A 26,633-nucleotide genomic window follows, 5' to 3' on the forward strand; every position below is an offset into this window, starting at 1 on the left:
AAGAAGAAAAAGATAGACTCAATAAAATGTTTTATGCCGATAAATCAATAAAAAACTAATGATGATACAATGATTATTTCAATTTAATCGGCATAATTATTTTATCGGTATAAGTCAGCACAGTCGGATTGAATGATGAGACAGTAGCGAAATACATATGCGAACAGGAGATGCATGATCAGGCAATGGACAAATTAAGTGTAAAAGAGTACGCAAATCCATTTTCGAAAGCAGAACAAGAAGCATTAAAAAGAACAAAGGAAAAGAAGGGAGCAAAAGGGAAGTAGAGAAAAAGTCCCTTTGAGGGACAGCGAGAGTCAAAAGCGGTAAGCTTGAACGAAGTGAAAGCAGCGCCTTGAGACGCGAGCAGGTAAGCGAGGCTTATAGCCTCAGAACAAACTACCCTTTTGAAGGGTAGTTTTGATTGCTATCGTGTATTAAAATTGATAGGTTCATCAAATTCGGCCCAAACGAAATAGACAAACTGAAAAATATAATATTTTTGATTTTTTGGGTCACGTACGACAAAATGGTCACGTCCTACTTCTTCGATAATACCTTTGTATACACGATCGCGCCAGTCTTCACTGCCAGTATATGTGAAGTAAAAAGTACCAAGTTTTCCGATATTTAAACGTAAAATATTTTCTAAATAAGTCTGTTCAGAAATGGGAGTTGGTAGAGATGAAGTTTGAGATCCGGGAACGATTGTTTGATTGTTTGTATCCATATATCCTCCTATAAGTCGCAATTTAATTTAGCACCAGGTGCATAGAAACAGTGATTTTTGTAACGTCCGCTGAGTTCGCCATAAAATTGTTGGGGGCATGAGACATTGCTGCCAGGATTTTTAAACCATAAGGCATTTGTAGCTGGTTCAATACGATAACCATCAATATTGCGTAAAGCCAGTTCTTTTTCTTTGGCGTTAACAGGTTGATTGAATAATGGTTGTCCGACCCCAGAAAAAGCATTTTTTTGATAAACAACTTCAGAAATTGTGCGTGTATCTTTAAAAACATCGCAGTTAGCTACGACACGATTTACGACAACATTACCAACCATCAACATACCTTCTTCACCTTCACCTAATGCTTCAGCTTTCATAATGCGTGCCAGTAAATCAACATCAGAATCGTTGTATAAGATTCTAGGAGACATTCTAATCACCTCTATTCACTATATGAAAAAATTTAGAAAAGTTGCTAAAAATAAAAAAATATTGATGAGTTCAATATTATTTAAAAACAGGATGAAATTGATAAAAATTTGATAAAAATTTTTAATTAAAATTGACATGAAATAGTATTTTTTTAAAAAAGATTGTGATAAAATAAAGGTATAGGTAAGCACTTTCATAATCACAATTGAGGAGGAAAAATTATGGGAAAAGAAATTGTTGCGATGATTTTAGCTGGAGGACGTGGAACACGTCTTGAAGCATTAACTGCAAAAGTAGCGAAACCTGCTGTACATTTTGGAGGAAAGTATAGAATTATAGACTTTCCTTTAAGTAATTGTGCGAACTCTGGAATTGATGTTGTTGGAGTTTTGACACAATACGAATCAGTCTTGCTTGGAACATATGTAGGTGCTGGAACTAAGTGGGGACTTGATGGAAATAACTCATTAGCTGCTATTTTACCAGCTCGTGAAAGAGGTGGAGTTGGAGCAACATGGTATGCGGGAACAGCTGATGCCATTTATCAGAATATCAGTTTCTTAGATCAATATGATCCTGAATATGTTTTGATTTTATCAGGAGACCATATTTATAAGATGGATTATGCTGAAATGTTGGCAGCACATAAAGAAAAAGGTGCTGATTTAACAGTGGCTGTTTTAAATGTTTCTTTAAAAGAAGCAAGTCGTTTTGGTATTATGAATACAAATAAAGATGGTTCAATTTATGAATTTGAAGAAAAACCTGAAAAACCAAAATCAACTTTGGCATCTATGGGTATTTATATCTTTACTTATAAAGAATTAAGAAAATATTTGATTGAAGATGCAAAAGATGACAATAGTAAACATGATTTTGGTATGAATATCATTCCAATGATGTTAGAAGATAAGAAAAAATTATATGCTTATGAATTCTCTGGTTATTGGAAAGATGTTGGAACTGTGGAAAGTTTATGGCAAGCCAATATGGACTTGTTAGATGATAAAGAGTTAGATCTTTATAATGTGAAAAAGGATTGGAAAATCTATACTGAAGATACATTGAGTAAACCTCAAATTATTGGTGAAGAAGCATCAATTAAGCATTCACTTGTTACTCAAGGTTGTATCGTTAATGGTGATGTAGAAGGTTCTGTCTTATTCAACAATGTATATATCGGTGAAGGTGCAAAGGTTGTTGATTCTGTCTTAATGCCAGGTGTATTGGTAGAAGAGGGTGCAGAAATCTACAAAGCTATTGTTGATGAAGGTGTTGTCATTAAATCAACTGACGTCATCAATAAAGAAGCTAAAGAAGTGGAACTTGTCAGTGACAATGCATAATAAGAGGGGGTTAACGAGATGGCAAAAGTAGTTGGATATATAAATTTACACTCTGATGTTTCATATAAAGGTTTAACAGAAAAAAGGCCAGTAGCTTCAGTAAGCTTTTTAGGTCGTTATGGAATTATTGATTTTGTTTTATCAAATATGTCAAATTCTAATGTGGATACAGTGGGTATTCTTATTAAAGAAAAACCAAGATCATTGTTTAAACATTTAGGAAATGGAAACTCTTGGAATTTTAACTCTAAATCTGGAGGAGTTTCACTTTTATATAATGAAAAATATGCAAATAGTTCAATGTATAATCATGATATTAATAATATTGTGGAAAATATTGCTTTTCTTGAAAAATCAAAAGCAGATTATGTTGTGATTGCACCAGCTCATATTATTACAACAATGAATTATGCTGATGTTGTTGATGCACATGCAAAATCTGGTGCTGAAATTACAATGGTTTATCAAAAAATCGATAATGCTGATGAAACATTTGTTGGTTCTGATTTCTTACGTTTAAAAGGTAAACAAGTTATGGAAATCAAGAATAATAAAGGAAATAGAAAAGAGAGAAATATTTCTTTAGAAACATATGTTATTAATAAAAAGACATTATTAAAATTAATTAGCTATGCTCAAAAGATTAGTTCATTCTTTAATTTAAGAGATACACTTGCTTACTTATGTGATGAAAGAAAAATCATGGCTTATGAATATAAAGGATTTGCAAGATGCATTGATTCTTATGAAGCTTATTATAAAGTGAGCATGGAATTCTTGGATATGGATGTTTCAACACAAGTCTTTAAGAGTACTTGGCCAATCTTTACCAATACAAATGATACACCACCTACAAAATATTTAAAGAATGCCATTGTTAAAAAATCATTTGTGGCTAATGGGGCTATCATTGACGGTGAAGTTGATGGATGTATTTTATCACGAAATGTTACAATTGGTAAAAATGCCGTTGTGAAAAATTGTATTATATTAAATGGTTCTAAAGTTTGCGCAGGAGCTCATTTGGAAAATGTAGTTATTGATAAAGATGCTCGTGTAGAAAAGAAAACAGAGCTTATTGGTGAAGGAGAACCACTTTATGTTAAAGAAGGGGATGTTGTATAATGAAAATCGTATTTGCAACAAGTGAAGCGAATCCCTATATTAAATCAGGTGGTTTAGCAGATGTTTTAGGATCACTTCCAAAAGCACTTGTTCAAAAAGGACATGAATGTATTGTTGTTTTGCCTAAATATCAGGATATGAAATTGGCAGATACAATTGAATATGTGACAAACTATGATATCTGGGTTGGTTGGAGAAAATGCTATTGTGGTGTTTTTAAAGCTGAATATGATGGTGTCACTTATTATTTCATTGATAATGAACAATACTTTAGAAGACCTGGTTTATATGGTTATGATGATGATAATGAAAGATTTGCATTTTTTGACTTTGCAGTTTTAGAATTGTTATCACACATTGATATTAAACCAGACATCTTACATTTACATGATTGGCAAACGGCTATGATTGCCACATTATATAAAGAAAGATATGCATATTATGAATATTATCAAGGTATTAAAATTGTTTTCACAATCCATAATATTGCATATCAGGGAAAATGTGATCCTGCATTGTTAAGTGATCATTTTGGATTAGATAATTATCTCTATTATAATGGTAACTGCCGTAATGATGGATGTTTCAATATGATGAAAGCAGCTATTTATTATAGTGATATTATTACGACTGTATCACCAACTTATGCTAAAGAAATATTAACAGATAGCTTTGGTGAAGGATTACAGAATATCTTACAAATGCGTCGTCATGATTTGTATGGTATTTTAAATGGTATTGATTATGAAACAATCAATCCTGCCACAGATCCTGAAATTGTAGAACATTTTGACATTACAAATGTTGATGAAAAGAAAGTTATTAATAAATTAGCTTTACAAAAAGAATGTGGATTGCCAGAAAATAAAGATGTCCCATTAATTGGTATTGTCACAAGATTGACTTGGCAAAAGGGATTAGATTTAATTATTAATCGTATGGAAGAATTGATGAAACGTGATGTTCAAGTTGTGATTTTAGGTGCTGGTGATCAAAAATATGAAGAACCACTTAAAGGAATAGCAGCTTATCATAATCAAAAGTTATCATTAAATCTTAAATATGACTTTGGTTTATCTTGTCGTATCTATGCTGGTTGTGATATGTTCTTGATGCCATCATTATTTGAACCTTGTGGTTTATCACAAATGATGTCACTTCGTTATGGAACAATACCAATTGTCAGAGAAACAGGTGGATTAAAGGATAGCGTGGAACCATATAATGAGTATGAAAATACAGGTGATGGATTCAGCTTTAAAAATTATAATGCACATGAAATGATGGACATTATTGACTATGCGTTAAAGGTTTATCAGGATAAAGAAAAATGGCAAGGATTGGTTCATCGTGCAATGGAAGCGAAACTTGATTGGGATAAAAGTGCTGATGCCTATTTGAAAGTTTTTAATTCATTGTTAGATTAATAAAGGGGATAGGGAAACCTATCTCTTTTGTTTGATAAAGAAATTTTATTTGATTTTCAGAGTTGAGTTTAGTACAATGTTTCCATAAGGAGGGAGGAAAATGAAGATCTCAATCAAAATTTTGGCGGTTTTATTATTGGTTGTGACTCTTTTTGCATGTGAAAAAGAGAAAACAGATATATCTTTAGAAAGAGATGGGACTCTTTATGAAGTCGCTGATCAGGTTTCCTTCTATTACCCTAAAGATTTTCAATTAAATGTGAACAATGAAAATCAAAAAGATGTTCGATTTACAAAAAATGATGAAATGTATATTTACTCAACAATCATTGATGATACGGATAATGTTTTAAATGAATTGCCTCAATTATATGGAGGACAATTGGAAGAAGAAGGTGCCATTGATGTTTATTATTATAAGGAAGTTATTCCAAGTGGTATCGAGTGTTATCGGTTTACAGGGACTTATCAGGCTTCGGGTATGAAATTTGTACAAATGGTATATTTTACTGAGGAAGCAAGTTATATTTATAGTTATCAAGCTCCAGAAAATGTATATGATGAACAAAGTGGTGTGGCTTTACAGTATTTAGAATCTTTGACAGTTCATCATTAATCTTGATTAACTCATATGAATTTGTTATAGTATTGATAGATAAAGAGTTAATAAAGCATTTGATAAGGTTAATAGAAGTGAAATCTTTATCATATGCTTTTTAATTTAAGGAGGAAAGGGAATGAAGCTGTTTAATTCACTCACAAATCAAAAGGAAGAGTTTGTTCCAATTAAAAAGGGAGAAGTCAGTATTTATGTTTGTGGACCAACGGTTTACAATTATGTGCATATTGGTAATACACGTCCAATGATTGTGTTTGACATATTGAGAAGAACTTTTGAATATTTAGGTTATAAGGTGACATTTGTTTCTAATTTTACGGATGTAGATGATAAAATCATAAAAGCTGCTAAAGAAGAAGGTGTCAGTGAAAAAGAATTAACAGATAAATATATTAAAGCCTATGAAGATGTTCGTAGAGGTTTAAATTTGTTGTTTCCAACTTATGCTCCACGTGTAACTGAAACGATGCAGCCTATTATTGATTTTATTGCTGGTCTTGTTGAACAGGGATATGCATATGAAGTTGATGGTGACGTTTATTTTAGAGTTACAAAAATTCATGAATATGGGATGTTATCAGGGATTAAAATTGAAGATTTGATTGCTGGAGCAAGTGAACGTGTGGATGATAATGATAAAAAAGAAAGCTCAACAGATTTTGCATTATGGAAAAAAACAGATGAAGGAATTCAATTTGATAGTCCATGGTCTAAAGGAAGACCAGGATGGCATACAGAATGTGTTGTTATGATTAATGATATCTTTGAAAATGGACGCATTGATATTCATGGTGGTGGACAGGATTTAAAATTCCCACATCATGAAAATGAAATTGCACAGTCTATGGCATGTCATCATCATCCGATTGCACAGATCTGGATGCATAATCAGATGATTAATATTAATAATCAGAAAATGTCAAAATCTTTAGGAAATGTTTTATGGGCTAAAGATTTATTAGAACAACTTGGCTGCAATGTTTATAAATGGCTCATGCTTTCTACACATTATCGTAATCCATTGAATTTTACAGATGAAGTCTTGAATAATGTGAAAAAAGAAGTTGAAAAAGTAGAAAATATTATTAAACAAGTGTCTTTATATTTACAGATTCAACATATTGATCATAAAGATTATTATAAAAATATTGTGGATCAAATGGTGGAAGCATTGAGTGATGATTTGAATACTTCATTAGCATTGTCACAAATTTTAGGACAAGTGAAAGTTTTGAATCAATTGATGAGAGTCAAAGAAAAAGATAATTTAGAAATATCAAAGAATTATCAGACGTTGCTGTGTATGTTAGATACAATGGGATTTGTTTATAATCCAAAACAGTTAAGTGATAGTGAAATTGCTTTATATCAGCAATGGCAAAAAGAAAAAAGTGCAAAGAATTTTGAACAGGCAGATTTATTAAGACAAGAATTACAGAATAAAGGAATTTTATAATGAAACCAAAATTAATAAATGTATTAGCTTTAGCGTATTTAGGTGATAGTGTTTTTGAGGTTTATGTGAGAGAATATCTATTGGTTGAAAAAGGCATCATGAAGCCAGATTTATTACAGCAGGCCTCTAAGTCATTTGTTAGTGCCAAAGCTCAGGCAGCATTTATGCAGGAAGCTATTTTGAAACAATGGTTAAGTGAAGAAGAAATAAGTATTTATAAAAGAGGGAGAAATGCAAAGAGTCGACATGTACCGAAAAATACATCAGTATTTATTTATAATCAGTCGACAGGTTTTGAAGCGTTAATAGGACATTTGTATTTATTAAAAAAGCAAGAGAGAATAACAGAAATTTTTGAGTTATTTAAATTATTTGTTTGTGAAAATGAGAAAAACATGAGAAAAATTTGAGACGCATGGAGTGAAAAATATGACACAATATATTTATGGAAAAAACACAGTTATAGAATCTTTAAAGGGAAATAAACCAGTTTATGAGGTTTATTTGATGAAAAATGCAAAAGATGATAAAGTTCTTTCCCTTGCAAAAGCTAAACATGTGAAGGTGCATATGGTGCGTCATAAAGATGAGTTAAATCAACTTGTTGGATCTGTTGTTCATCAAGGTATTGTGGCAGCAGTACAAGATTATCGTTATTATACGCTTGAAGAAATTTTAAATGCTATTCCACAAGGGAAACAACCATTGTTGCTGATGCTTGATGGTTTGGAAGATCCACATAATCTAGGAGCTATTTTAAGAACTTGTGATGCTATTGAAGTCGATGGTGTTATTATTGGTAAAAATAGGAGTGTAGGATTATCTGCAACCGTAGCTAAAGTATCTACTGGAGCCATTGATTATGTGAAAGTTGCACAAGTGACGAATTTATCAAGAACTTTAGATGATTTAAAAGAAAAAGGTTTTTGGGTTGTCGGTTGTGACTTAGATGAATCACAGGACTATCGTGCCATTGATTACAATATGCCTCTTGTCGTTGTGATTGGCTCAGAGGGATTTGGTATATCACGTCTGGTTAAAAAGCATTGTGATATGAATGTTGTTTTACCTATGACGGGACATGTTACGTCTTTAAATGCTTCTGTTGCTTCAGCGATTATACTTTATCAGATTTACAATTCACGTCATCCTTTAAAGTAGAAAGGAGGTAGCATGCAAGGCTACAACTATGATGATGAATTGGTTTATTTAATGCGATGTGGCAGTGAGGAAGCTCAAGATATACTTTATAAACGCTATTATCGCAGAGTTTCAAAATGGGTATTAGCTTTTACAAAATATTTTATAAATGGTTATGAATATGAAGATTTTATTCAAATGGCTATGATGGGTTTTCATGATATTCTGGATAGTTATCGTGATGACCAAAAAGCAAGCTTATCGACATTTATGAAGATTGCTATTACCAAACGTATTTTAAGTTTAATGCGTGTGAATAAGGATGTTTGTTATCGTGCAGGAATGACAATTCTTTCGTTGGATAGTTATACGAGTGAAGATGAAGATACACGCTATATAGATCTGGTCGCTGATATTCATGAGCGCTATCAGCCTGAAGTTCATCTGATTGTTAAAGAAACAGCCACTTACTATGCTTTACAGATTGATGCCAAAACATCACAACGTGAAAAGATGGTTATGAATTACAAAAAGGCTGGTTATGACGAAGTAGAAATTGCAAAAAAGCTTCATATTTCAGTAAAAAGTGTCTATAATGCGGTTTATCGCTATTCAAAGAAAATAGTTGCCATTGACGAGCTAAAATAAATATGTTAAATTATATTAACGGTAAAGGAGTGATGAACATGAAACAAAAAGTAATCTTGGTTTGTAGTGAGTGTTTATCACGTAATTATTCAGTCACTAAAAATAAAAGATTAAATGTAGAAAGACTTGAGTTAAGAAAATATTGTAAAAAATGTGGAAAACATACAATCCATAAAGAAACAAAATAGGAGGTAGACATGAAAATCAAAGAATGGTGTACACTAAAGGGTATTCGTGCTGAAATCAAGAATATTCATTGGTTAACAAAAAAAGAATTGGCTTATAATTCAGTTGTTGTTTTGCTTTTTTGCTTTTTGTTTGGAATTTACTTTTATGGTAGCGATGCAGTTATTGCATTAATTTTAAAAGCATTGGGGTTGAATTAAGATGTCTGGAATGAATGATGAAGGAAGACGCTGGTATGTTGTGAATACATATTCAGGTCATGAAAATAAAGTTAAAGAAAATTTAGAAAAACGTGTTGAATCAATGGGATTACAGGACTGTTTATTTAATATTGTGATTCCTGAACACGTAGAAACTGAAATCAAAGATGGTAAAAAAATTAATAAAACGAAAAATATGTTCCCTGGTTATGTGCTGGTAGAAATGATCATGACAGATGAGGCATGGTATATTGTTCGTAATACATCAGGAGTAACTGGGTTCATTGGATCTTCTGGTGGTGGAGCGAAACCATTCCCATTACCTAAGGAAGAAATTGATCCTATTTTAAAAAGTATGGGTATCAAAACATCTCAAGTTGAAGTTGATTTTGGTGTTGGTGATGAAGTTCGTGTTGTTTCTGGTCCATTTGCTGGAAAACAGGGAAAAGTGGAATCTATTGATCATGAAAAAGAAGAAGCTTCTGTTTTGATTGATTTCTTAGGTAATCAAAATTTAATGGAAATTGGGCTTGTTCAGTTAGAAAAAGTTGAATTATAATGAAAAGACCTGAAATATGGTCTTTTTTTGATAAAAAAGTTGATTTATTCAATAAAAAACTATTGCATTCCTTAATAGATTATGTATAATAATTAAACGACGCAATATGTGTTACTATGCGTGGGAGGATTGACTGTCCTGTACCACAGCACGGACAAATTTTTATAGGAGGTGTGTCGCGTGAGTAAAAAAGTCACAAGAGTTATGAAAATTCAATTCCCTGCTGGGGGAGCAAAACCAGGGCCAGCTTTAGCAGGTGCTGGAATTCAGATGCCAAAATTCTGTACTGCTTTCAACGATCAAACTAAAGATCGTATGGGAGAAACTGTACCAGTTGTTTTGACAATCTATGAAGATAAAAGTTTTGATTTCGTATTAAAAACTGCTCCAACTGCAGAAATGATCAAAAAGGCATGTGGAATTAAGAAAGCTGCTTCTGATTCTAAACAAACAGTTGCAACTTTATCAGCTGAAAAATTAAAAGAAATCGCTGAATACAAAATGCCTGATTTAAATGCTAACGATTTAGAAGGAGCTATGAAAATCGTAGCTGGTACTGCTCGTAATATGGGTGTAAAAGTTGAAGGCTTAGATGCTTAATTTAATGAAGAGGAGATAAGAAAATGGCTAAAAGAAGTAAAAAATATCAAGAAGCCGCTGCTCTTATTGAAAAAGGTAAAGCTTACCCAATTGATGAAGCAGTTGCTTTAGTAAAGAAAACAAGTAAAGTTAATTTTGATGCAAGTGTGGATGTTGTATTTAAATTAGGATTAGATACAAGACATGCTGATCAACAATTACGTGGTGCAGTTGTATTACCACACGGAACTGGAAAAACTAAAAAAGTTTTAGTTGTCACTCAAGGAGCTAAAGTTGAAGAAGCTAAAGCTGCTGGAGCGGATGTTGTAGGTGGAAAAGAAATTCTTGAAGATATCCAAAAAGGATGGCTTGATTTCGAAGTTATGATTGCAACACCTGATATGATGGCTGAATTAGGAAAATTAGGACGTATTTTAGGGCCTAAAGGATTAATGCCTAACCCTAAAACTGGAACAGTCACTATGGATGTAGCAAAAGCTGTTCAAGAAACAAAAGCTGGTAAAGTGACTTACCGTACTGATAAAGATGGTAATGTTCATATGCCAATCGGAAGAGTATCTTTCGAAGATGAAAAACTTGCAGAAAACTTTAAAACAGTTTACGACTTATTATTAAGAGTTAAACCATCTTCTGCAAAAGGAACTTATATGAAGAACATCGTTGTTTCTTCAACTATGGGTCCTTCAGTAAAAGTTGCTTCAATGTAATTGAAGTCATAACAAAAAGACGCAATCAATATACCGTAGACAGCAACGGGGAAACCTTAATGAAGTTGCCGAGGTGATATTGTCAAAGAATTGACAACTCCCTCGTGTTTACTGAGGGAGTTTTTCACGGATATATTGTTGCATATATAAAATCAATAGGAGGTGTAACAATGTCAAAAGAAATCTTAGAAGCGAAACAACAGGTTGTTGCTGAAATTAGTGAACAATTAAAAGCTTCACAATCAACAGTTGTTGTAGAATATCGTGGATTAACAGTGGCTGAAGTTACTGAATTACGTAGAGCTTTAAGAGCTGAAAATGTGGGATTTAAAGTTTATAAAAACACATTAGTTCAAAGAGCTGTTGAACAAGAAGGTATGAACGAATTAGAAGAATACCTTGTTGGTCCAAATGCTTTAGCGTTTGGTAAAGATGATGCAGTGGCTCCTGCAAGAATCTTAGCTGATTTTGCAAAAGACCATGAAGCATTACAAATTAAAGCTGCTTATATCGAAGGTAAATTCTTACCAAAAGAAGAAGTTATGGCAGTGGCAAAATTACCTAATCGTGAAGGTATGTACTCAATGTTACTTGCATGTATGAAAGAACCTGTTGCAAAAGTGGCAAGAGTTATTCAAGCTGTTGCTGATGCAAAAGGTGGAGATGCAGCTGAAGAAGCTGCTGCTGAATAGTTAAAAATGAACGGAGGAAAATAAAATGGCAAAATTAACACATGAAGATATCTTAGCTTATTTAGAAGAAGCTACAATTTTAGAATTAAATGATTTAGTAAAAGCAATCGAAGAAAAATTTGATGTAACTGCTGCTGCTCCTGTAGCTGTTGTTGCTGGTGGAGAAGCTGCTGCAGATGCTGCACCTGCTAACGTAACTGTAACATTAACTGATGTTGGTGCTACTAAAGTTGCTGTTATCAAAGCAGTAAGAGAAATCACTGGTTTAGGATTAGTTGATGCTAAAGGATTAGTAGACAAAGTTCCAGCTGAAATTAAGAAAGATATTCCTGCAGAAGAAGGAGCTAAGATTAAAGAACAATTAGAAGCTGCTGGTGCAACTGTAGAAGTTAAATAATTTCTTGGAATGAAAAAGCCCTTGTCAAAGGGCTTTTTATCTTAGGAGAATAGAAGATGACACATTATTATACAAATAATATTGATTTAAAATCTCAAAAAACACAAATTTCTTTTCAATATAGAGGACATCATCTGGTTTTTATAAGTGATAGTGGCGTTTTTTCAAAAGAACGTATTGATTATGGTTCGCGTGTTTTATTGGAAAGCATGAATATACAATCTCATCAAAAAACATTATTGGATGTTGGTTGTGGTTATGGGACTTTAGGTATTTCTTTAAAGAAAGCCTATCCATGGTTACATGTTGAAATGGTTGATGTGAATGAACGTGCTATTGCATTGGCTAATGAGTCTATTGAACATAATCAGGAAAATGATATTATTGCTTATAAAAGCTCGGTTTATGAAAATGTAAAAGATACATTTGATATTATTGTTTCTAATCCGCCTATTCGTGCAGGGAAAAAGATTGTTTTTGAAATATTAGAAAAAGCCTATGATCATTTAAATAATCAAGGAGAATTATTTATTGTTATTCAAAAAAAACAAGGCGCTCCTTCAGCTAAGAAAAAAATGGAAGATGTTTTTGGAAATTGTGAAATTATAAAACGTGATAAAGGATATTTTATTTTAAAATCTGTAAAATAACACTGTTTTTTTACTGTTTCAAAAGTTATTTTGAAATTTATGATTTGGTATTGACTTCAACTGGCCTCTATGCTAGTATAATAAAATGCCTACTCATATATAAAAAGCAGTGTTTTTTGCGTGCTTTAAATAAGGAGATAGAGATAATTGATAAGGAGTGAAGCGGGCTTGGAAAAAAATGTAACTCAGGCAAAAAGTCGTATTAATCGTCGTAATTATTCAAGAATTAGTGGGTCTTTAGAATTACCAAATTTAGTAGAAATCCAAACAAATTCTTATGAATGGTTTAAGAACGAAGGTATCAAAGAAGTTTTTAACGATGTTTATCCTATTAGCAATTTTAATGAAACTTTAACTTTAGAGTTTGTTGATTGCCGTTTTGATGAGCCAAAATATTCAGTAGATGAAGCTAAAGATAGAGATGCAAATTATTCTGCTCCTATTCGTGCTACTTTACGTTTAGTGAATAATGGAACTGGCGAAATTAAAGAAAACGAAGTCTTTATGGGAGATTTTCCATTAATGACTGATGCTGGTACTTTTATCATTAATGGTGCTGAACGTGTTATTGTTTCACAATTAGTGCGTTCACCAGGTGCATATTTTGCTGATGCCATGGATAAAAGTGGTAAGACAGTCTTTACAGGAAGCATGATTCCTTCAAGAGGAACATGGCTTGAATTTGAAAATGACGCAAAAGATATTTTAAATGTACGTATTGACCGTACACGTAAAATTCCTGGTACAATTTTATTACGTGCTTTAGGTTTAAGCAGTGATGAAGATATTATTGAAGTGTTAGGCGATCATGAGTTTATTAGAAATACTCTAGCCAAAGATACAACTCACAATACTGATGAAGCTTTAATTGAAATTTACAATAAATTAAGACCAGGAGAACCTGCAACGCTAGAAGGTGCTAATACTTTATTATATACAAGATTTTTTGATGCAAAAAGATATGATCTTGCGCGTGCAGGACGTTTTAAACTTGGCAAAAAATTGAGTTTATTAGATAGAATTACAAACCGTGTTTTAGCTCAGGATGTTATAGATATAGATGGAAATGTTGTCATGAAAGAAGGAACTTTATTAACAAAAGATAAAGTTGACCTTTTAGCTCCTGTTTTCCAGGCTGGAGCTCATACAATGGACATTAAAACAAATGATTTCTTAAAATCACATGGACGTATTCAAGTGCTTGAAGTCTATGTTGATGAAACAAAATCAAAGAAAATGAGAGTTGTTGGGACAGATTTATCATTAGATTGTAAATATATTACAATTTCTGATATGATTGCTGCCTATTCATATATGTTGAATCTTGTTGATATTTATGATTCATTAGATTTAGCAAGTGACGATAGAGTCAACTTAATGAGTCGTATTGGTTTATTAGATGATATTGATCATTTAGGAAATAGACGTGTACGTTCTGTTGGTGAATTAATTCAAAATCAATTTAGAATTGGTTTATCAAGAATGGAGAGAGTCGTTAAAGAAAGAATGTCATTATCTGAAATTGATAGTGTCACTCCTCAGTCATTAACTAACATTCGTCCATTAACTGCCGCTATGAAAGAATTTTTCTCATCATCTCAGTTATCTCAATTTATGGATCAGATTAATCCATTAGCCGAGTTAACAAATAAACGTCGTTTATCAGCATTAGGACCAGGTGGTTTATCAAGAGATCGTGCTGGTTATGAAGTCCGTGACGTTCATGCCTCTCACTATGGTCGTATTTGTCCAATTGAAACACCTGAAGGTCCAAATATCGGGTTAATTTCTACACTTGCTTCTTATGCAAAAATCAATAAATATGGATTTATTGAAACACCATATCGTAAAGTGAATCATAGTGTGATTGACGAAAATGATGTGCGTTATTTAACAGCCGATGAAGAAAAGAATTATGTCATTGCACAAGCAAAAGTTCAACATGATGAAAATGGAAAAATCTTGGATGAACAAGTTATTGCCCGTCATTTGGGAGAAAATATTATGGCTAAGCCTGAAGAAATTGATTTTATTGATATTTCTCCAAAACAGATCGTTTCTGTAGCCACTTCATGTATTCCTTTCCTAGAAAATGACGATGCGACTCGTGCTTTGATGGGTGCCAACATGCAACGTCAGGCCGTACCATTATTAAATCCACACACACCTCTTGTAGGAACTGGTATGGAATATCAGGCTGCTAGAGATTCTGGAGCTGCGGTTGTGGCTAAAAAAGATGGTATTGTCACATATGTTGATGCGAAAAAGATTATTGTTGAAGAAGATACAGGTCCACATAAGTATCGTTTAACAAAATTTGCGATTTCCAATGCGGGAACTTGCATTAATCATAGACCAATCGTAAAAGCTGGAGATAAAGTTGTCAAAGGGGAAATTTTAGCTGATGGTCCATCTATGGAACAAGGTGAATTAGCCCTTGGACAAAACGTATTGGTTGGTTTCATGACATGGAATGGTTATAACTACGAAGATGCTGTTATCATGTCTGAAAGATTAGTGAAAGAAGATGTTTATACATCTATTCATATTGAAGAATATAGTATTGAATGTCGTGATACAAAATTAGGTCCTGAAGAAATTACGCGTGATATTCCAAACGTTGGGGAAGATGCCCGTAAAAACTTGAATAGCGAAGGTATCATTATGATTGGTGCTGAAGTGAAAGAAGGGGATATCTTAGTTGGTAAAGTAACACCTAAAGGACAGGCAGAATTATCTGCTGAAGAAAAATTATTACTAGCAATCTTTGGTGAAAAATCAAGAGAAGTCAAAGATAATTCATTAAGAGTTCCTCATGGTGGTGCTGGTATTGTTCATGATATTAAAATCTTCTCTAGAAAAAATGGTGATGAATTACAACCAGGTGTTAATAAAGTTGTTAAAGTGTATATCGTTCAAAAACGTAAGATTTCTGAAGGAGATAAAATGGCCGGACGTCATGGTAACAAAGGGGTTATCTCTAAGATCTTACCTATCGAAGATATGCCACATTTGGAAGATGGTACAATTCTTGATATCATGTTAAATCCATTAGGGGTACCATCACGTATGAACATTGGTCAGGTATTGGAATTACATTTAGGATATGCTGCTAGAGAGTTAGGAATGTACTTTGCAACTCCTGCATTTGATGGTATTAACTCAAAAGATCTTGAGAATATCATGAAAGAAGCTGGAATGTCAGTTGATGGAAAACAACCAGTTATTTCTGGTATGACTGGAGAATATTTTGATTCTAATATTTCAGTTGGGGTTATGTATATGATTAAATTAGCCCACATGGTTGACGATAAATTACATGCCAGATCAGTAGGTCCATACTCATTAGTTACACAACAGCCTTTAGGTGGTAAGGCTCAAAACGGTGGACAGAGATTTGGGGAAATGGAAGTTTGGGCACTTGAAGCATATGGTGCAGCTTATACATTAAGAGAAATCTTAACGGTTAAATCTGACGATGTTGTTGGTCGTGTCAAAACTTATGAAGCCATTGTAAAAGGTCAAAAATTACCTGAACCTGGTTTGCCAGAATCATTTAGAGTTTTAACAAAAGAATTACAGGCATTAGCTTTAGATATTCGTATGTTAGATAAAGATGGTCAAGAAATAGATGCAAGAAAGATTGAAGATGAAGAACGTCGTTTCCCAACTTCAATTGATACAACTCCTGAACAACCAGAAGTCACTGAAGAAGAAGTGGCTGAGGTAGAAGGTGATTTCTCTGAAGATGAAGAATCATTTGATGATTTGGATTCTGTAATTGATGAACTCTTCACTGATGATGAAGAAGAAAGTAACGAAGAATAGGAGGAAACAATGAATGGCAGATGTCAATAACTTTTCAGCAATCCAGATTGGATTAGCTTCTCCAGAAAAAATTCGTGAATGGTCTTATGGTGAAGTTAAAAAACCTGAAACTATTAATTATCGTTCTCAAAAACCTGAAAAAGATGGTCTATTCTGTGAAAGAATCTTTGGACCATCTAAGGATTGGGAATGTAGCTGTGGAAAATATAAGAAAGTCAGATATAAAGGCGTAATCTGTGATCGTTGTGGTGTCGAAGTCACAAAATCTTCTGTACGTCGTGAACGTATGGGACATATTGAACTTGCGACTCCAGTCGCACATATCTGGTATTTAAAAGGTATTCCATCAAGAATGGGGCTTATTCTTGATATGTCACCAAAACAACTTGAAGAAATCATTTATTTCGTTTCTTATGTTGTCACTGATAAAGGAAGTACACCTTTAGAATATAAACAAGTTTTATCTGAAAGAGATTATCGTAACTGTTATGAAAAATTTGGTCATCAGTTTGAAGCCAAAACTGGGGCAGAAGCGATTAAAATCTTACTTCAAAAAGTTGATTTAGATGAAGAATTTGAATCAGTAACAAAAGATTTAAAAGAAGCACAGGGACAAAGACGTTCTAAATTATTGAAGAGACTAGAAGCTATTGAAGCTTTCAGAACTTCACATAATCAGCCTGAATGGATGATTCTTGATGTGCTTCCAGTTATTCCACCTGATTTAAGACCAATGTTACAGTTGGATGGTGGACGTTTTGCGACAAGTGATTTGAATGATTTGTATCGTCGTGTGATTACACGTAATAATCGTTTAAAGAAATTATTAGAACTTGGAACACCATCAATTATTGTCCAAAATGAAAAACGTATGTTACAGGAAGCAGTTGATGCTTTGATTGATAATGGACGTCGTTCTAAACCAATTACAGGTGCTGGAGGAAGACCATTAAAATCATTAAGCCATACGTTAAAAGGAAAACAAGGACGTTTCCGTCAAAACTTACTTGGGAAACGTGTTGACTATTCAGGACGTTCAGTTATCGCTGTTGGTCCAGACTTAAAAATGTATCAATGTGGTATTCCACGTGAAATGGCATTGAATTTATTTAAACCATTTGTGATTAGTGGATTAGTGAGAGAGCAGATTGCAACAAATATCAAAGCTGCTGAAAGATTAATTGATAAGATGGATGATGTGATTTGGCCAATCGTTGAAGAAGTCATCAAAGAACATCCAGTCTTATTAAACCGTGCGCCTACATTGCATAGATTAGGTATTCAGGCATTCGAACCTAAATTGGTTGAAGGACGTGCTATTCGTTTGCATCCATTAGTATGTCCAGCGTTCAACGCTGACTTTGATGGTGACCAGATGGCAGTTCACGTTCCATTAGGGGAAGAAGCTATTCAAGAAGCTAGACAGTTAATGTTAGGTTCTCACAATATCCTTGGACCAAAAGATGGAAAACCTATCGTTACACCTTCTCAGGACATGGTGTTAGGTAACTATTACTTAACATTAGAAGATGAAGGTGCTGTTGGTGAAGGAACTGTTTTTGCAGATGTGAATGAAGTTTTAATGGCATATGATGCAAAAACTGTACATTTACACACAAGAATTGCAATTAGAGGAAAATCTTTAAAGAATAAGACATTTACTGAAAAACAAAATAATAGCTATTTAATCACAAGTGTTGGTAAAATTATCTTTAACCAGATTTTTGATGGGGCATTCCCATTTATCAATGATTCTAGTAAAGAAAATTTAGTTGCAACACCAGATAAATATTTCGTACCAATGGGTACTGATATTAAAGCACATATTAAAGCACAACCTTTAATTAAACCATTGGGTAAAAAAGCTTTAGGAAACATTATCAATGAAATGTTTGATCCTACAAAAATTAGTGATACAACAGCGATGTTGGATAAATTAAAGGATCAAGGATTCTATTATTCTACAATTGCTGGTATTACAGTTTCTGTTTATGATATTCAGGTTCCACAAAGTAAATACGTTTTATTTGATGAAGCTGATGAAAAACTTGAAGTAATCAAGAAATTATATCGTAAAGGGAAAATCACTGATGAAGAAAGACATAATATCGTTATTAAGTTATGGGAATCTGTTAAAGATCAGGTTCAGGCTGTCGTTAAAGATGAATTTGAAGCTGATGACCGTAATCCAATCTTCATTATGTCTGATTCAGGGGCCCGTGGTAATATTTCTAACTTTACACAGTTAGTAGGTATGCGTGGATTGATGTCTAATCCAAAAGGTGAAACAATTGAGTTGCCTATCAAATCTTCATTTAGAGAAGGTTTAACTGCATCTGAATTCTTCATCTCTACACATGGTGCTCGTAAAGGATCTACCGATACAGCCTTAAAGACAGCCGATTCAGGATACTTGACAAGACGTTTGGTTGATGTTGCTCAAGAAGTCATTGTTACTGAAGATGATTGTGGCACAGATCAGGGATTTGTTGTTACAGAATTGTACAATACTTCAGATAATTCAGTTATTGTGCCATTATATGACCGTTTAGTAGGACGTTATTCTCAAAAGGATATTGTTCATCCTGAAACAGGTGAAACGCTTGTTAAAGCTGGCGAAATGATTGATGAAGCGATTGCTAAGAATATTACTGATGCAGGTATTAAAGAAGTTGAAATTCGTTCTATTTTTGGATGTAAAGCGAAAAATGGAATTTGTAGAAAATGTTATGGTCGTAATCTAGCAACTGGTGAACAAGTTGAATTAGGAGAAGCTATTGGTATTATGGCGGCTCAATCAATTGGTGAACCTGGTACTCAGTTAACAATGCGTACATTCCACATGGGTGGAGTTGCTGGTGGTGCCGATATCACTCAAGGTTTACCTCGTATTCAAGAGTTATTTGAAGCAAGAAATCCAAAAGCAAAATCTATTATTTCTGAAATTGATGGTGAAGTTTCTAATATCATTGATAACAATGGTAGAGCTGAAGTTGTCGTTTCTAACTTACTTGAAACAAAGAGTTATTTAACACCTTATGGTGCAAAATTAAGAGTTTCTGTAGGTGATGAAGTTGGTATTGGTTCTAAAATTACTGAAGGATCAATTGATCCAAAAGAATTATTAGCTGTTGCTGATGTCAAAGCTGTAGAAAATTATATCTTGAAAGAAGTTCAAAAAGTTTATCGTTTACAAGGTATTGAAATTTCAGATAAACACATTGAAGTTATTATTCATCAAATGTTGAAGAAGATGAGAATTGTTGAAGGTGGAGATACTGGAGCATTACCTGGTACTCATATTAATGTTCAAAAATTTACTGAATTAAATAAAGAAGCCTTAAAAGCTGGAAAACATCCTGCTGTTGCAAGACCAATCTTGTTAGGGATCACAAAAGCTTCACTTGAAACTGAATCATTCTTATCTGCTGCTTCATTCCAGGAAACAACAAAAATCTTAACAGATGCGGCTATTAAAGGTAAGGTTGATGAATTAAGAGGTCTTAAAGAAAATGTTATTATTGGTAAATTATTACCTGCTGGTACAGGATTAAGAGGACCTTTAAAATCACCTGAAACGATTGCTAGAGAGTTAGAAGAAGCACGCAAAGAAAAGGAATTAGAAGAAGCTGAACATTTACAAGCTGAAACTTTATCAGAAAGTTTGTTAAGCAGTACTGAAATTGATGAAGAATTTTCAACAACAGAATAAAATAAAGAAACAAGGTCTTAAAAAAGATCTTGTTTTTCTTTGATAAAAAGAGTAAAAAGTGTTGACTTTATAAATTTTGTCGTATATAATTGCTTTCGGTACTCGACTAAGAGTGCATTTTATCTCATCAAAAAATGAAACACCCGGAATTGTGTGTTAAGAAGAAAGGAAAGGAGAAAAACATGCCTACAATTAATCAATTAGTCAGAAAAGGACGTAGTGAAAAAACATCTAAATCAAAATCACCTGCGTTAAATAGAGGTTACAACTCATTATTAAAGAAACCAACTAATATTAGTTCACCTCAAAAACGTGGTGTTTGTACTCGTGTTGCCACTATGACACCAAAGAAACCTAACTCGGCTTTACGTAAATATGCCCGTGTTCGTTTATCAAACGGAATGGAAGTAACTGCATATATTCCAGGAATTGGGCACAACTTACAGGAACACAGCGTTGTGTTAATTCGTGGAGGACGTGTTAAGGACTTACCAGGGGTTCGTTATCATATTATTCGTGGTACTATGGACTGTGCTGGTGTAAAAGATCGTATGCAAGGACGCTCTCGTTATGGAGCTAAAAAACCTAAAAAATAAGAGATAGGAGGAAAAACTGATGTCAAGAAGAGGACGCGTAGCAAAAAGAGATGTACTACCTGATCCAATTTATAATTCTAAGGTAGTTACAAAATTAATTAACAATATCATGCTTGATGGTAAAAAAGGTGTTGCTCAAAACATCTTATATGAAGCATTTAAAAAAGTTGAAGAAAAAACTGGAAATCCTGCAATGGAAGTATTTGATCAAGCAATCAACAATATCATGCCTGTACTTGAATTAAAAGTAAGACGTATTGGAGGAGCTAACTATCAAGTACCTGTTGAAGTATCTCCAGAAAGAAGAATGACATTAGGATTAAGATGGTTAGTTAACTATTCTCGTTTAAGAAACGAAAAAAGCATGATTGATCGTCTTGCTAATGAAATTATTGATGCCTCTAATGGAACTGGTGCTTCTGTGAAAAAGAAAGAAGATACTCATAAGATGGCTGAAGCTAATAAAGCATTTGCACATTTCCGTTGGTAATATATGATTTAGAGGAAATATTTGAAAGGAGAAAAATATGGCTCGTGAATTTTCGTTAGAAAAAACTCGTAATATTGGAATCATGGCTCACATTGATGCTGGTAAAACAACAACAACTGAACGTGTTCTTTATTACACTGGAAAAATTCATAAAATTGGTGAAACACATGATGGTGCTTCACAAATGGACTGGATGGAACAAGAGCAAGAACGTGGTATTACAATCACTTCAGCAGCAACAACTGCACAATGGAATGGATACCGTGTTAACATCATTGATACTCCAGGCCATGTCGATTTCACTGTTGAAGTAGAACGTTCTTTACGTGTACTTGACGGTGCTGTTACTGTATTAGACTCAAAAGCTGGTGTTGAACCACAAACAGAAACTGTTTGGCGTCAAGCAACAACTTATGGAGTTCCTCGAATTGTCTTCTGTAACAAAATGGATGCAACTGGGGCAGATTTCTTAATGTCTGTTGAATCTATTGGAAAAAGATTAGATGCTAACGCTGTAGCTATTCAATTACCAATTGGTGCCGAAGATACATTTGAAGGTGTTATTGACTTAATTAAAATGAAAGCTGTTCATTTTGAAGGAGCTAAGGGTGAAAACGTTGTTTATTCTGAAATTCCTGAAAATATGAAAGCTCAAGCAGAAGAATATCGTCAAAAAATGATTGATTCAGCTGCATCTTTTGATGATGATTTAATGATGAAAGTCTTAGAAGAAGAACCAGTTACTGAAGAAGAAATTAAAGCAGCAATCCGTAAAGGAGTATTAGCTGTTGAATTATTCCCAGTATTATGTGGATCTGCTTATAAAGATAAAGGTGTACAGTTAATGTTAGATGCTGTTATCGACTTCTTACCTGCACCAACTGATGTTCCATCAATTAAAGGTGAAGATGAAGATGGTAACGAAATCGAAAGACATGCAAGTGATGATGAGCCATTCTCTGCATTAGCATTTAAGATTATGGCTGACCCATTTGTTGGTAAATTAACATTCTTCCGTGTATATTCAGGACATATTGAATCTGGATCATATGTTTTAAACTCTTCTAAAGATAAAAAAGAACGTTTAGGACGTATCTTACAGATGCATGCTAATACACGTAAAGAAATTAGCGAAGTTTACGCTGGAGATATTGCTGCAGCTGTTGGATTTAAAAATACAACAACTGGGGATACTATCTGTGATGAAAAGAATTTCATTATCTTAGAAAAAATGGAATTCCCTGAACCAGTTATTGAATTAGCAATTGAACCAAAAACAAAACAAGACCAAGATAAATTAAGTAACGGTTTAGCAAGATTAGCTGAAGAAGACCCTACATTTAGAGTCACTACAAATCCTGAAACTGGTGATACAATTATTGCCGGAGTTGGGGAATTACACTTAGACGTTATCGTTGATCGTTTAAAGAGAGAATACAAAGTTGAAGCTAATGTTGGGGCACCACAAGTTGCTTATCGTGAAACAATTAGAAAAACTGCTGATTGTGAAGGTAAATTCGTACGTCAATCTGGTGGACGTGGACAATACGGACATGTATGGATTAAATTCGAACCAAATGAAGGTAAAGGATTTGAATTCGTTGATGCTGTAGTTGGTGGAACTGTCCCTAGAGAATACATTGGTTCTGTTAAAGCCGGTCTTGAAGAAGCATTAGATAATGGTATGATTGCTGGATATCCAGTATTAGATATTAAAGCAACATTATTTGATGGGTCTTACCATGATGTCGATTCATCAGAAATGGCATATAAGGTAGCTGCAAGTTTAGCATTAAAAGAAGCTGGTAAAAAATGTGATCCAGTTATCTTGGAACCAATTATGGCTGTAGAAGTCACTGCACCTTCTGAATACTTAGGAAGCGTTATGGGAGATATCTCTTCTAGACGTGGTATGATTGAAGGACAAGAAGAAAGAGGAAACGCTGTTTTAGTACAAGCAAGTGTACCTTTATCTGAAATGTTTGGATATGTTACTGACTTAAGATCATTTACACAAGGACGTGGAAATTACACTATGCAATTTGATCGTTATGAACCAGTTCCTAAGTCAATTGCAGAAAGTATTATTAAGAAAAATGGTGGAAATAATTAATCCACTAAAAGTATTGCATTTTTGAGATAAATCATTTAGAATGTATATGTAAAAATTTAATGAAATTTATATAGGAGGAAGCTTAAATGGCTAAAGAAAAATTTGACCGCTCTAAAGCGCATGTTAATATTGGAACAATTGGTCACGTTGACCATGGTAAAACAACTTTAACTGCAGCAATCACTACTGTTTTAGCACAAGAAGGAAATGCTCAAGCAATGGATTATGCTGCAATCGATGCTGCACCTGAAGAAAAAGAACGTGGAATCACAATCAACACTGCACACGTTGAATATCAAACAGCAACTCGTCACTATGCACACGTTGACTGTCCAGGTCATGCTGACTACATCAAAAACATGATCACTGGTGCTGCTCAAATGGATGGAGCTATCTTAGTAGTAGCTGCTACTGATGGACCTATGCCACAAACAAGAGAACACATCTTATTATCTCGTCAGGTAGGTGTACCTTACATCATCGTATTCTTAAATAAATGTGATATGGTTGATGATGACGAATTAATCGAATTAGTTGAAATGGAAGTTCGTGAATTATTAAATGAATACGGATTCCCAGGAGATGACACTCCAATTATTCGTGGATCAGCTTTAAAAGCATTAGAAGGAGATCCAAAATGGGTACCAGCTATTCATGAATTAATGGATGCTGTAGATACTTATATTCCAACTCCAACTCGTGATACTGATAAACCATTCTTAATGCCAGTTGAAGACGTATTTACAATCACTGGACGTGGAACAGTTGCTACAGGACGTGTTGAAAGAGGACAATTAAAATTAAATGACCCAATCGAAATCGTTGGTATTCATGAAACTCAAAATACAGTTGCTACTGGTATCGAAATGTTCCGTAAATTATTAGATTACGCTGAAGCAGGAGATAACGTAGGGGTATTATTAAGAGGTATCAACAGAGATCAAATTCAACGTGGACAAGTATTAGCTAAACCAGGATCAGTACATCCACACAAAAAATTCGTATGCCAAGTTTACGTTTTATCAAAAGATGAAGGTGGACGTCATACACCATTCTTCTCTAACTATAGACCACAATTCTATTTCAGAACTACTGACATCACTGGTGTTATCGAATTACCAGATGGTGTAGAAATGGTTATGCCAGGAGATAACGTAGAATTAACAGTTGAATTAATCCATGCTATCGCACTTGAAAATGGTACTAAATTCTCAATTCGTGAAGGTGGAAGAACTGTTGCTTCTGGAACAGTTACTGAAGTTATTGAATAATTTTCATGAAAAGGTATCTTATTGATACCTTTTTTGTTTACACTTTTTTTTAAAAAGGTTATGATGTTAAAGTATGGAGGTGTGATATGAGCAAACTATTTTTCTTTGATATAGATGGAACACTTATTGAATGTAATAAAGGTATATATCGTATCCCAAATGATGTCCGCTATGGGATGAATCAACTAAAGAAACAGGGACATGATGTTTTTTTAGCGACTGGAAGATGTAAATGCTTTATTGTGGATGGAGTTATGGATTATCCTTTTAGTGGTTATGTAACTTGTAATGGTGCTTATGTAGAATGTAAAGGGAAAGAAATATATAAAAAGGTTGTTCCAAAAGAAGCTATTGAAAAAACACATCAGCTATGTGTTGAAAGAAACCTGGCATACTATTTTGAGGGGAATGATCATATTTATGTTTTAAATAAACAAAACCCTAAACATATTGAGTTTAAGAATAATTGGGGAATGAAAGATGAAATTATTATTGATTCATATCAAATTGATGAGATTGAAACATATATTGGGATGATTGTTTTAAATTCTCTTGATGATAGAGAAATAATGTATCAAACATTATCACCTTATTTTGATATTCAACAGCATCAAAGTGGATTATCTTTTGATTTAACTTTAAAAGGTGAATCTAAAGCAAAAGGAATACAAAAGCTTGTTGAAGCTTTAGGCAAAAATATTAAAGATACGATTGCATTTGGAGATGGACGAAATGATATTGAAATGATCTCTTTTGTTGGATTAGGAATTGCCATGGGTAATGCTGCTGATGAAACAAAAGCAGTTGCCGATTATATTACGGATAATGTTGATTGCGATGGTATATTGAAAGCACTTAAACATTTTTCTTTTCTTTAGTGTTTATAGTTGAAATTATAAAGTTGATTTGATAAAATAAATATACAGAGTAATTCTGAATTTGTTTGTTAAAGGAGAAATTGAAAATGGATGAACAAGAACAAGTAGTTATTAACCTTATCGTAAACAGTGGAAGTGCACGTAGCTCTGCTATCGAAGCTATTCAATATGCAAAAGCTGGTGATTTAGATAAGGCTGATGAATCATTACAAAATGCAAAAGAAACTGTAAATGAAGCACATCATGCACAAACTGAATTAATTCAGGCTGAAATTAGAGGAGAAAAAGCTCCATTAAACTTATTAATGGTACATGCTCAAGATCATTTAATGACTGCATTAGTTGTTATTGATTTAGCACAAGAATTTATTGATCTTTATAAAAAAATCAAATAATTAAAAGATTAGTGATTCAAGCAAAACCCCAATGACGGAGGATTAACTCAGTTAATGGGGTTTTATTTTTTAAATTTATGAGTGAATCTTTATAAAATTACAAATAAAAAAACATTGATAAATCCAATGAAAAATAGAATTTTGTAAAAATAGGAATAAAAAAAACGAAAAAAAGTAAAAAAAAGACTTGCAAAGGCAAGGGATAGATGGTATTATAGATGAGCACTCGACGAGAGGGCACAGGGACATTGAAAACTGAACAGTAAACACGTCAATAAAGATAGGAAAAAAGAAAGAGTCAAGAAGACATGAAATTCTCTGAAGATAGAAAAGGACAATGGAGAGTTTGATCCTGGCTCAGGATGAACGCTGGCGGCGTGCCTAATACATGCAAGTCGGACGCAATGCTTCGGCATTGAGTGGCGAACGGGTGAGT

At 33.5% G+C, this 26,633-nt stretch carries 26 protein-coding genes, 1 rRNA gene, 1 pseudogene and 1 other annotated feature; of the genes and pseudogenes, 26 read left to right on the plus strand and 2 right to left on the minus strand.

Features of this window, described 5'->3' with window-relative positions; translation table 11 throughout:
- Positions 1–113: 113 nt before the first annotated feature.
- Positions 114–287: pseudogene (locus tag B5G32_RS14165) on the plus strand (IS200/IS605 family transposase); the annotation flags it as partial.
- Positions 288–427: 140 nt separating this feature from the next.
- Here B5G32_RS14165 and B5G32_RS09765 read toward each other — a convergent pair.
- Positions 428–730 (minus strand): spore coat protein GerQ, encoded by a 303-nt coding sequence (locus B5G32_RS09765; RefSeq protein ID WP_087297190.1) that lies wholly within the window; start codon positions 728–730, stop codon positions 428–430.
- Between the two features lie 8 nt (positions 731–738).
- Complete coding sequence (locus B5G32_RS09770; protein ID WP_087244307.1) at positions 739–1,161, minus strand: cell wall hydrolase; 423 nt, start codon at positions 1,159–1,161, stop codon at positions 739–741.
- Between the two features lie 222 nt (positions 1,162–1,383).
- Here B5G32_RS09770 and B5G32_RS09775 point away from each other — a divergent pair, with 222 nt between their 5' ends.
- From B5G32_RS09775 to B5G32_RS09895, 25 genes are all read left to right on the plus strand, one after another.
- Entirely contained in the window at positions 1,384–2,508 is a 1,125-nt protein-coding gene (locus B5G32_RS09775) for a glucose-1-phosphate adenylyltransferase (protein ID WP_087297189.1), read from the plus strand.
- Positions 2,509–2,526: 18 nt separating this feature from the next.
- On the plus strand, positions 2,527–3,633 hold the full coding sequence (gene glgD / locus B5G32_RS09780; RefSeq protein WP_087297188.1) for a glucose-1-phosphate adenylyltransferase subunit GlgD: 1,107 nt from the start codon (positions 2,527–2,529) through the stop codon (positions 3,631–3,633).
- The gene (glgA, locus tag B5G32_RS09785) at positions 3,633–5,060 is read left to right on the plus strand and encodes a glycogen synthase GlgA (RefSeq protein WP_087244304.1); all 1,428 of its coding nucleotides are present in this window, start codon (positions 3,633–3,635) and stop codon (positions 5,058–5,060) included. The genes glgD and glgA overlap by 1 nt, the downstream gene beginning before the upstream one ends.
- Positions 5,061–5,160: 100 nt before the next feature.
- Complete coding sequence (locus B5G32_RS09790; RefSeq protein ID WP_087936546.1) at positions 5,161–5,676, plus strand: hypothetical protein; 516 nt, start codon at positions 5,161–5,163, stop codon at positions 5,674–5,676.
- A 121-nt stretch (positions 5,677–5,797) separates the two neighbouring features.
- Entirely contained in the window at positions 5,798–7,135 is a 1,338-nt protein-coding gene (gene cysS, locus B5G32_RS09795) for a cysteine--tRNA ligase (protein ID WP_087936547.1), read from the plus strand.
- On the plus strand, positions 7,135–7,545 hold the full coding sequence (locus B5G32_RS09800; RefSeq protein ID WP_087936548.1) for a Mini-ribonuclease 3: 411 nt from the start codon (positions 7,135–7,137) through the stop codon (positions 7,543–7,545). Before cysS ends, B5G32_RS09800 begins: the two co-directional genes overlap by 1 nt.
- 19 nt (positions 7,546–7,564) lie before the next feature.
- Complete coding sequence (rlmB, locus tag B5G32_RS09805; protein WP_087244300.1) at positions 7,565–8,296, plus strand: 23S rRNA (guanosine(2251)-2'-O)-methyltransferase RlmB; 732 nt, start codon at positions 7,565–7,567, stop codon at positions 8,294–8,296.
- Positions 8,297–8,308: 12 nt separating this feature from the next.
- Positions 8,309–8,923 carry a sigma-70 family RNA polymerase sigma factor gene (locus B5G32_RS09810; RefSeq protein ID WP_087244299.1) on the plus strand — a complete coding sequence of 205 codons (615 nt, stop codon included), beginning with the start codon at positions 8,309–8,311 and terminating at the stop codon, positions 8,921–8,923.
- Positions 8,924–8,961: 38 nt separating this feature from the next.
- Entirely contained in the window at positions 8,962–9,111 is a 150-nt protein-coding gene (gene rpmG / locus B5G32_RS09815) for a 50S ribosomal protein L33 (RefSeq protein WP_087244298.1), read from the plus strand.
- Positions 9,112–9,120: 9 nt separating this feature from the next.
- Positions 9,121–9,309, plus strand: coding sequence for a preprotein translocase subunit SecE (gene secE / locus B5G32_RS09820; RefSeq protein ID WP_087936549.1), 189 nt, complete (start codon positions 9,121–9,123; stop codon positions 9,307–9,309).
- Position 9,310: 1 nt separating this feature from the next.
- Complete coding sequence (nusG, locus tag B5G32_RS09825) at positions 9,311–9,868, plus strand: transcription termination/antitermination protein NusG (protein WP_087244296.1); 558 nt, start codon at positions 9,311–9,313, stop codon at positions 9,866–9,868.
- A 180-nt stretch (positions 9,869–10,048) separates the two neighbouring features.
- A complete protein-coding gene (rplK, locus tag B5G32_RS09830) occupies positions 10,049–10,468 on the plus strand; it encodes a 50S ribosomal protein L11 (RefSeq protein WP_087244295.1) in 420 nt (139 codons plus the stop codon).
- Between the two features lie 23 nt (positions 10,469–10,491).
- Positions 10,492–11,175, plus strand: coding sequence for a 50S ribosomal protein L1 (gene rplA, locus B5G32_RS09835; RefSeq protein ID WP_087936550.1), 684 nt, complete (start codon positions 10,492–10,494; stop codon positions 11,173–11,175).
- 15 nt (positions 11,176–11,190) lie between these two features.
- Positions 11,191–11,310: a sequence feature (ribosomal protein L10 leader region), on the plus strand.
- Positions 11,311–11,345: 35 nt separating this feature from the next.
- Positions 11,346–11,867, plus strand: coding sequence for a 50S ribosomal protein L10 (rplJ, locus tag B5G32_RS09840; RefSeq protein WP_087244293.1), 522 nt, complete (start codon positions 11,346–11,348; stop codon positions 11,865–11,867).
- A 25-nt stretch (positions 11,868–11,892) separates the two neighbouring features.
- Positions 11,893–12,264: a 50S ribosomal protein L7/L12 gene (gene rplL, locus B5G32_RS09845; RefSeq protein WP_087244292.1), complete on the plus strand. Its 372-nt coding sequence runs from the start codon at positions 11,893–11,895 to the stop codon at positions 12,262–12,264.
- A gap of 56 nt (positions 12,265–12,320) precedes the next feature.
- On the plus strand, positions 12,321–12,914 hold the full coding sequence (locus tag B5G32_RS09850) for a class I SAM-dependent methyltransferase (protein ID WP_087936551.1): 594 nt from the start codon (positions 12,321–12,323) through the stop codon (positions 12,912–12,914).
- A 168-nt stretch (positions 12,915–13,082) separates the two neighbouring features.
- Positions 13,083–16,742, plus strand: a complete 3,660-nt coding sequence (gene rpoB / locus B5G32_RS09855) for a DNA-directed RNA polymerase subunit beta (RefSeq protein WP_087297183.1) — start codon at positions 13,083–13,085, stop codon at positions 16,740–16,742.
- Positions 16,743–16,755: 13 nt separating this feature from the next.
- Positions 16,756–20,454, plus strand: coding sequence for a DNA-directed RNA polymerase subunit beta' (gene rpoC / locus B5G32_RS09860; RefSeq protein ID WP_087303786.1), 3,699 nt, complete (start codon positions 16,756–16,758; stop codon positions 20,452–20,454).
- Between the two features lie 182 nt (positions 20,455–20,636).
- Positions 20,637–21,050 (plus strand): 30S ribosomal protein S12, encoded by a 414-nt coding sequence (gene rpsL, locus B5G32_RS09865; RefSeq protein WP_087244288.1) that lies wholly within the window; start codon positions 20,637–20,639, stop codon positions 21,048–21,050.
- A 19-nt stretch (positions 21,051–21,069) separates the two neighbouring features.
- On the plus strand, positions 21,070–21,540 hold the full coding sequence (rpsG, locus tag B5G32_RS09870) for a 30S ribosomal protein S7 (RefSeq protein WP_087244287.1): 471 nt from the start codon (positions 21,070–21,072) through the stop codon (positions 21,538–21,540).
- Positions 21,541–21,577: 37 nt separating this feature from the next.
- Positions 21,578–23,653: an elongation factor G gene (gene fusA / locus B5G32_RS09875; RefSeq protein ID WP_087244286.1), complete on the plus strand. Its 2,076-nt coding sequence runs from the start codon at positions 21,578–21,580 to the stop codon at positions 23,651–23,653.
- A gap of 86 nt (positions 23,654–23,739) precedes the next feature.
- A complete protein-coding gene (gene tuf / locus B5G32_RS09880) occupies positions 23,740–24,924 on the plus strand; it encodes an elongation factor Tu (protein ID WP_087244285.1) in 1,185 nt (394 codons plus the stop codon).
- Positions 24,925–25,010: 86 nt separating this feature from the next.
- Positions 25,011–25,802 carry a Cof-type HAD-IIB family hydrolase gene (locus B5G32_RS09885; protein WP_087936552.1) on the plus strand — a complete coding sequence of 264 codons (792 nt, stop codon included), beginning with the start codon at positions 25,011–25,013 and terminating at the stop codon, positions 25,800–25,802.
- An 86-nt stretch (positions 25,803–25,888) separates the two neighbouring features.
- A complete protein-coding gene (locus B5G32_RS09890; RefSeq protein ID WP_087244283.1) occupies positions 25,889–26,197 on the plus strand; it encodes a PTS lactose/cellobiose transporter subunit IIA in 309 nt (102 codons plus the stop codon).
- A 334-nt stretch (positions 26,198–26,531) separates the two neighbouring features.
- Positions 26,532–26,633, plus strand: a 16S ribosomal RNA gene (locus B5G32_RS09895); the annotation flags it as partial.

The sequence above is a fragment of the Massilimicrobiota sp. An80 genome (genome assembly GCF_002159255.1).
Lineage (GTDB): Bacteria > Bacillota_I > Bacilli_A > Erysipelotrichales > Coprobacillaceae > Allocoprobacillus > Allocoprobacillus merdigallinarum.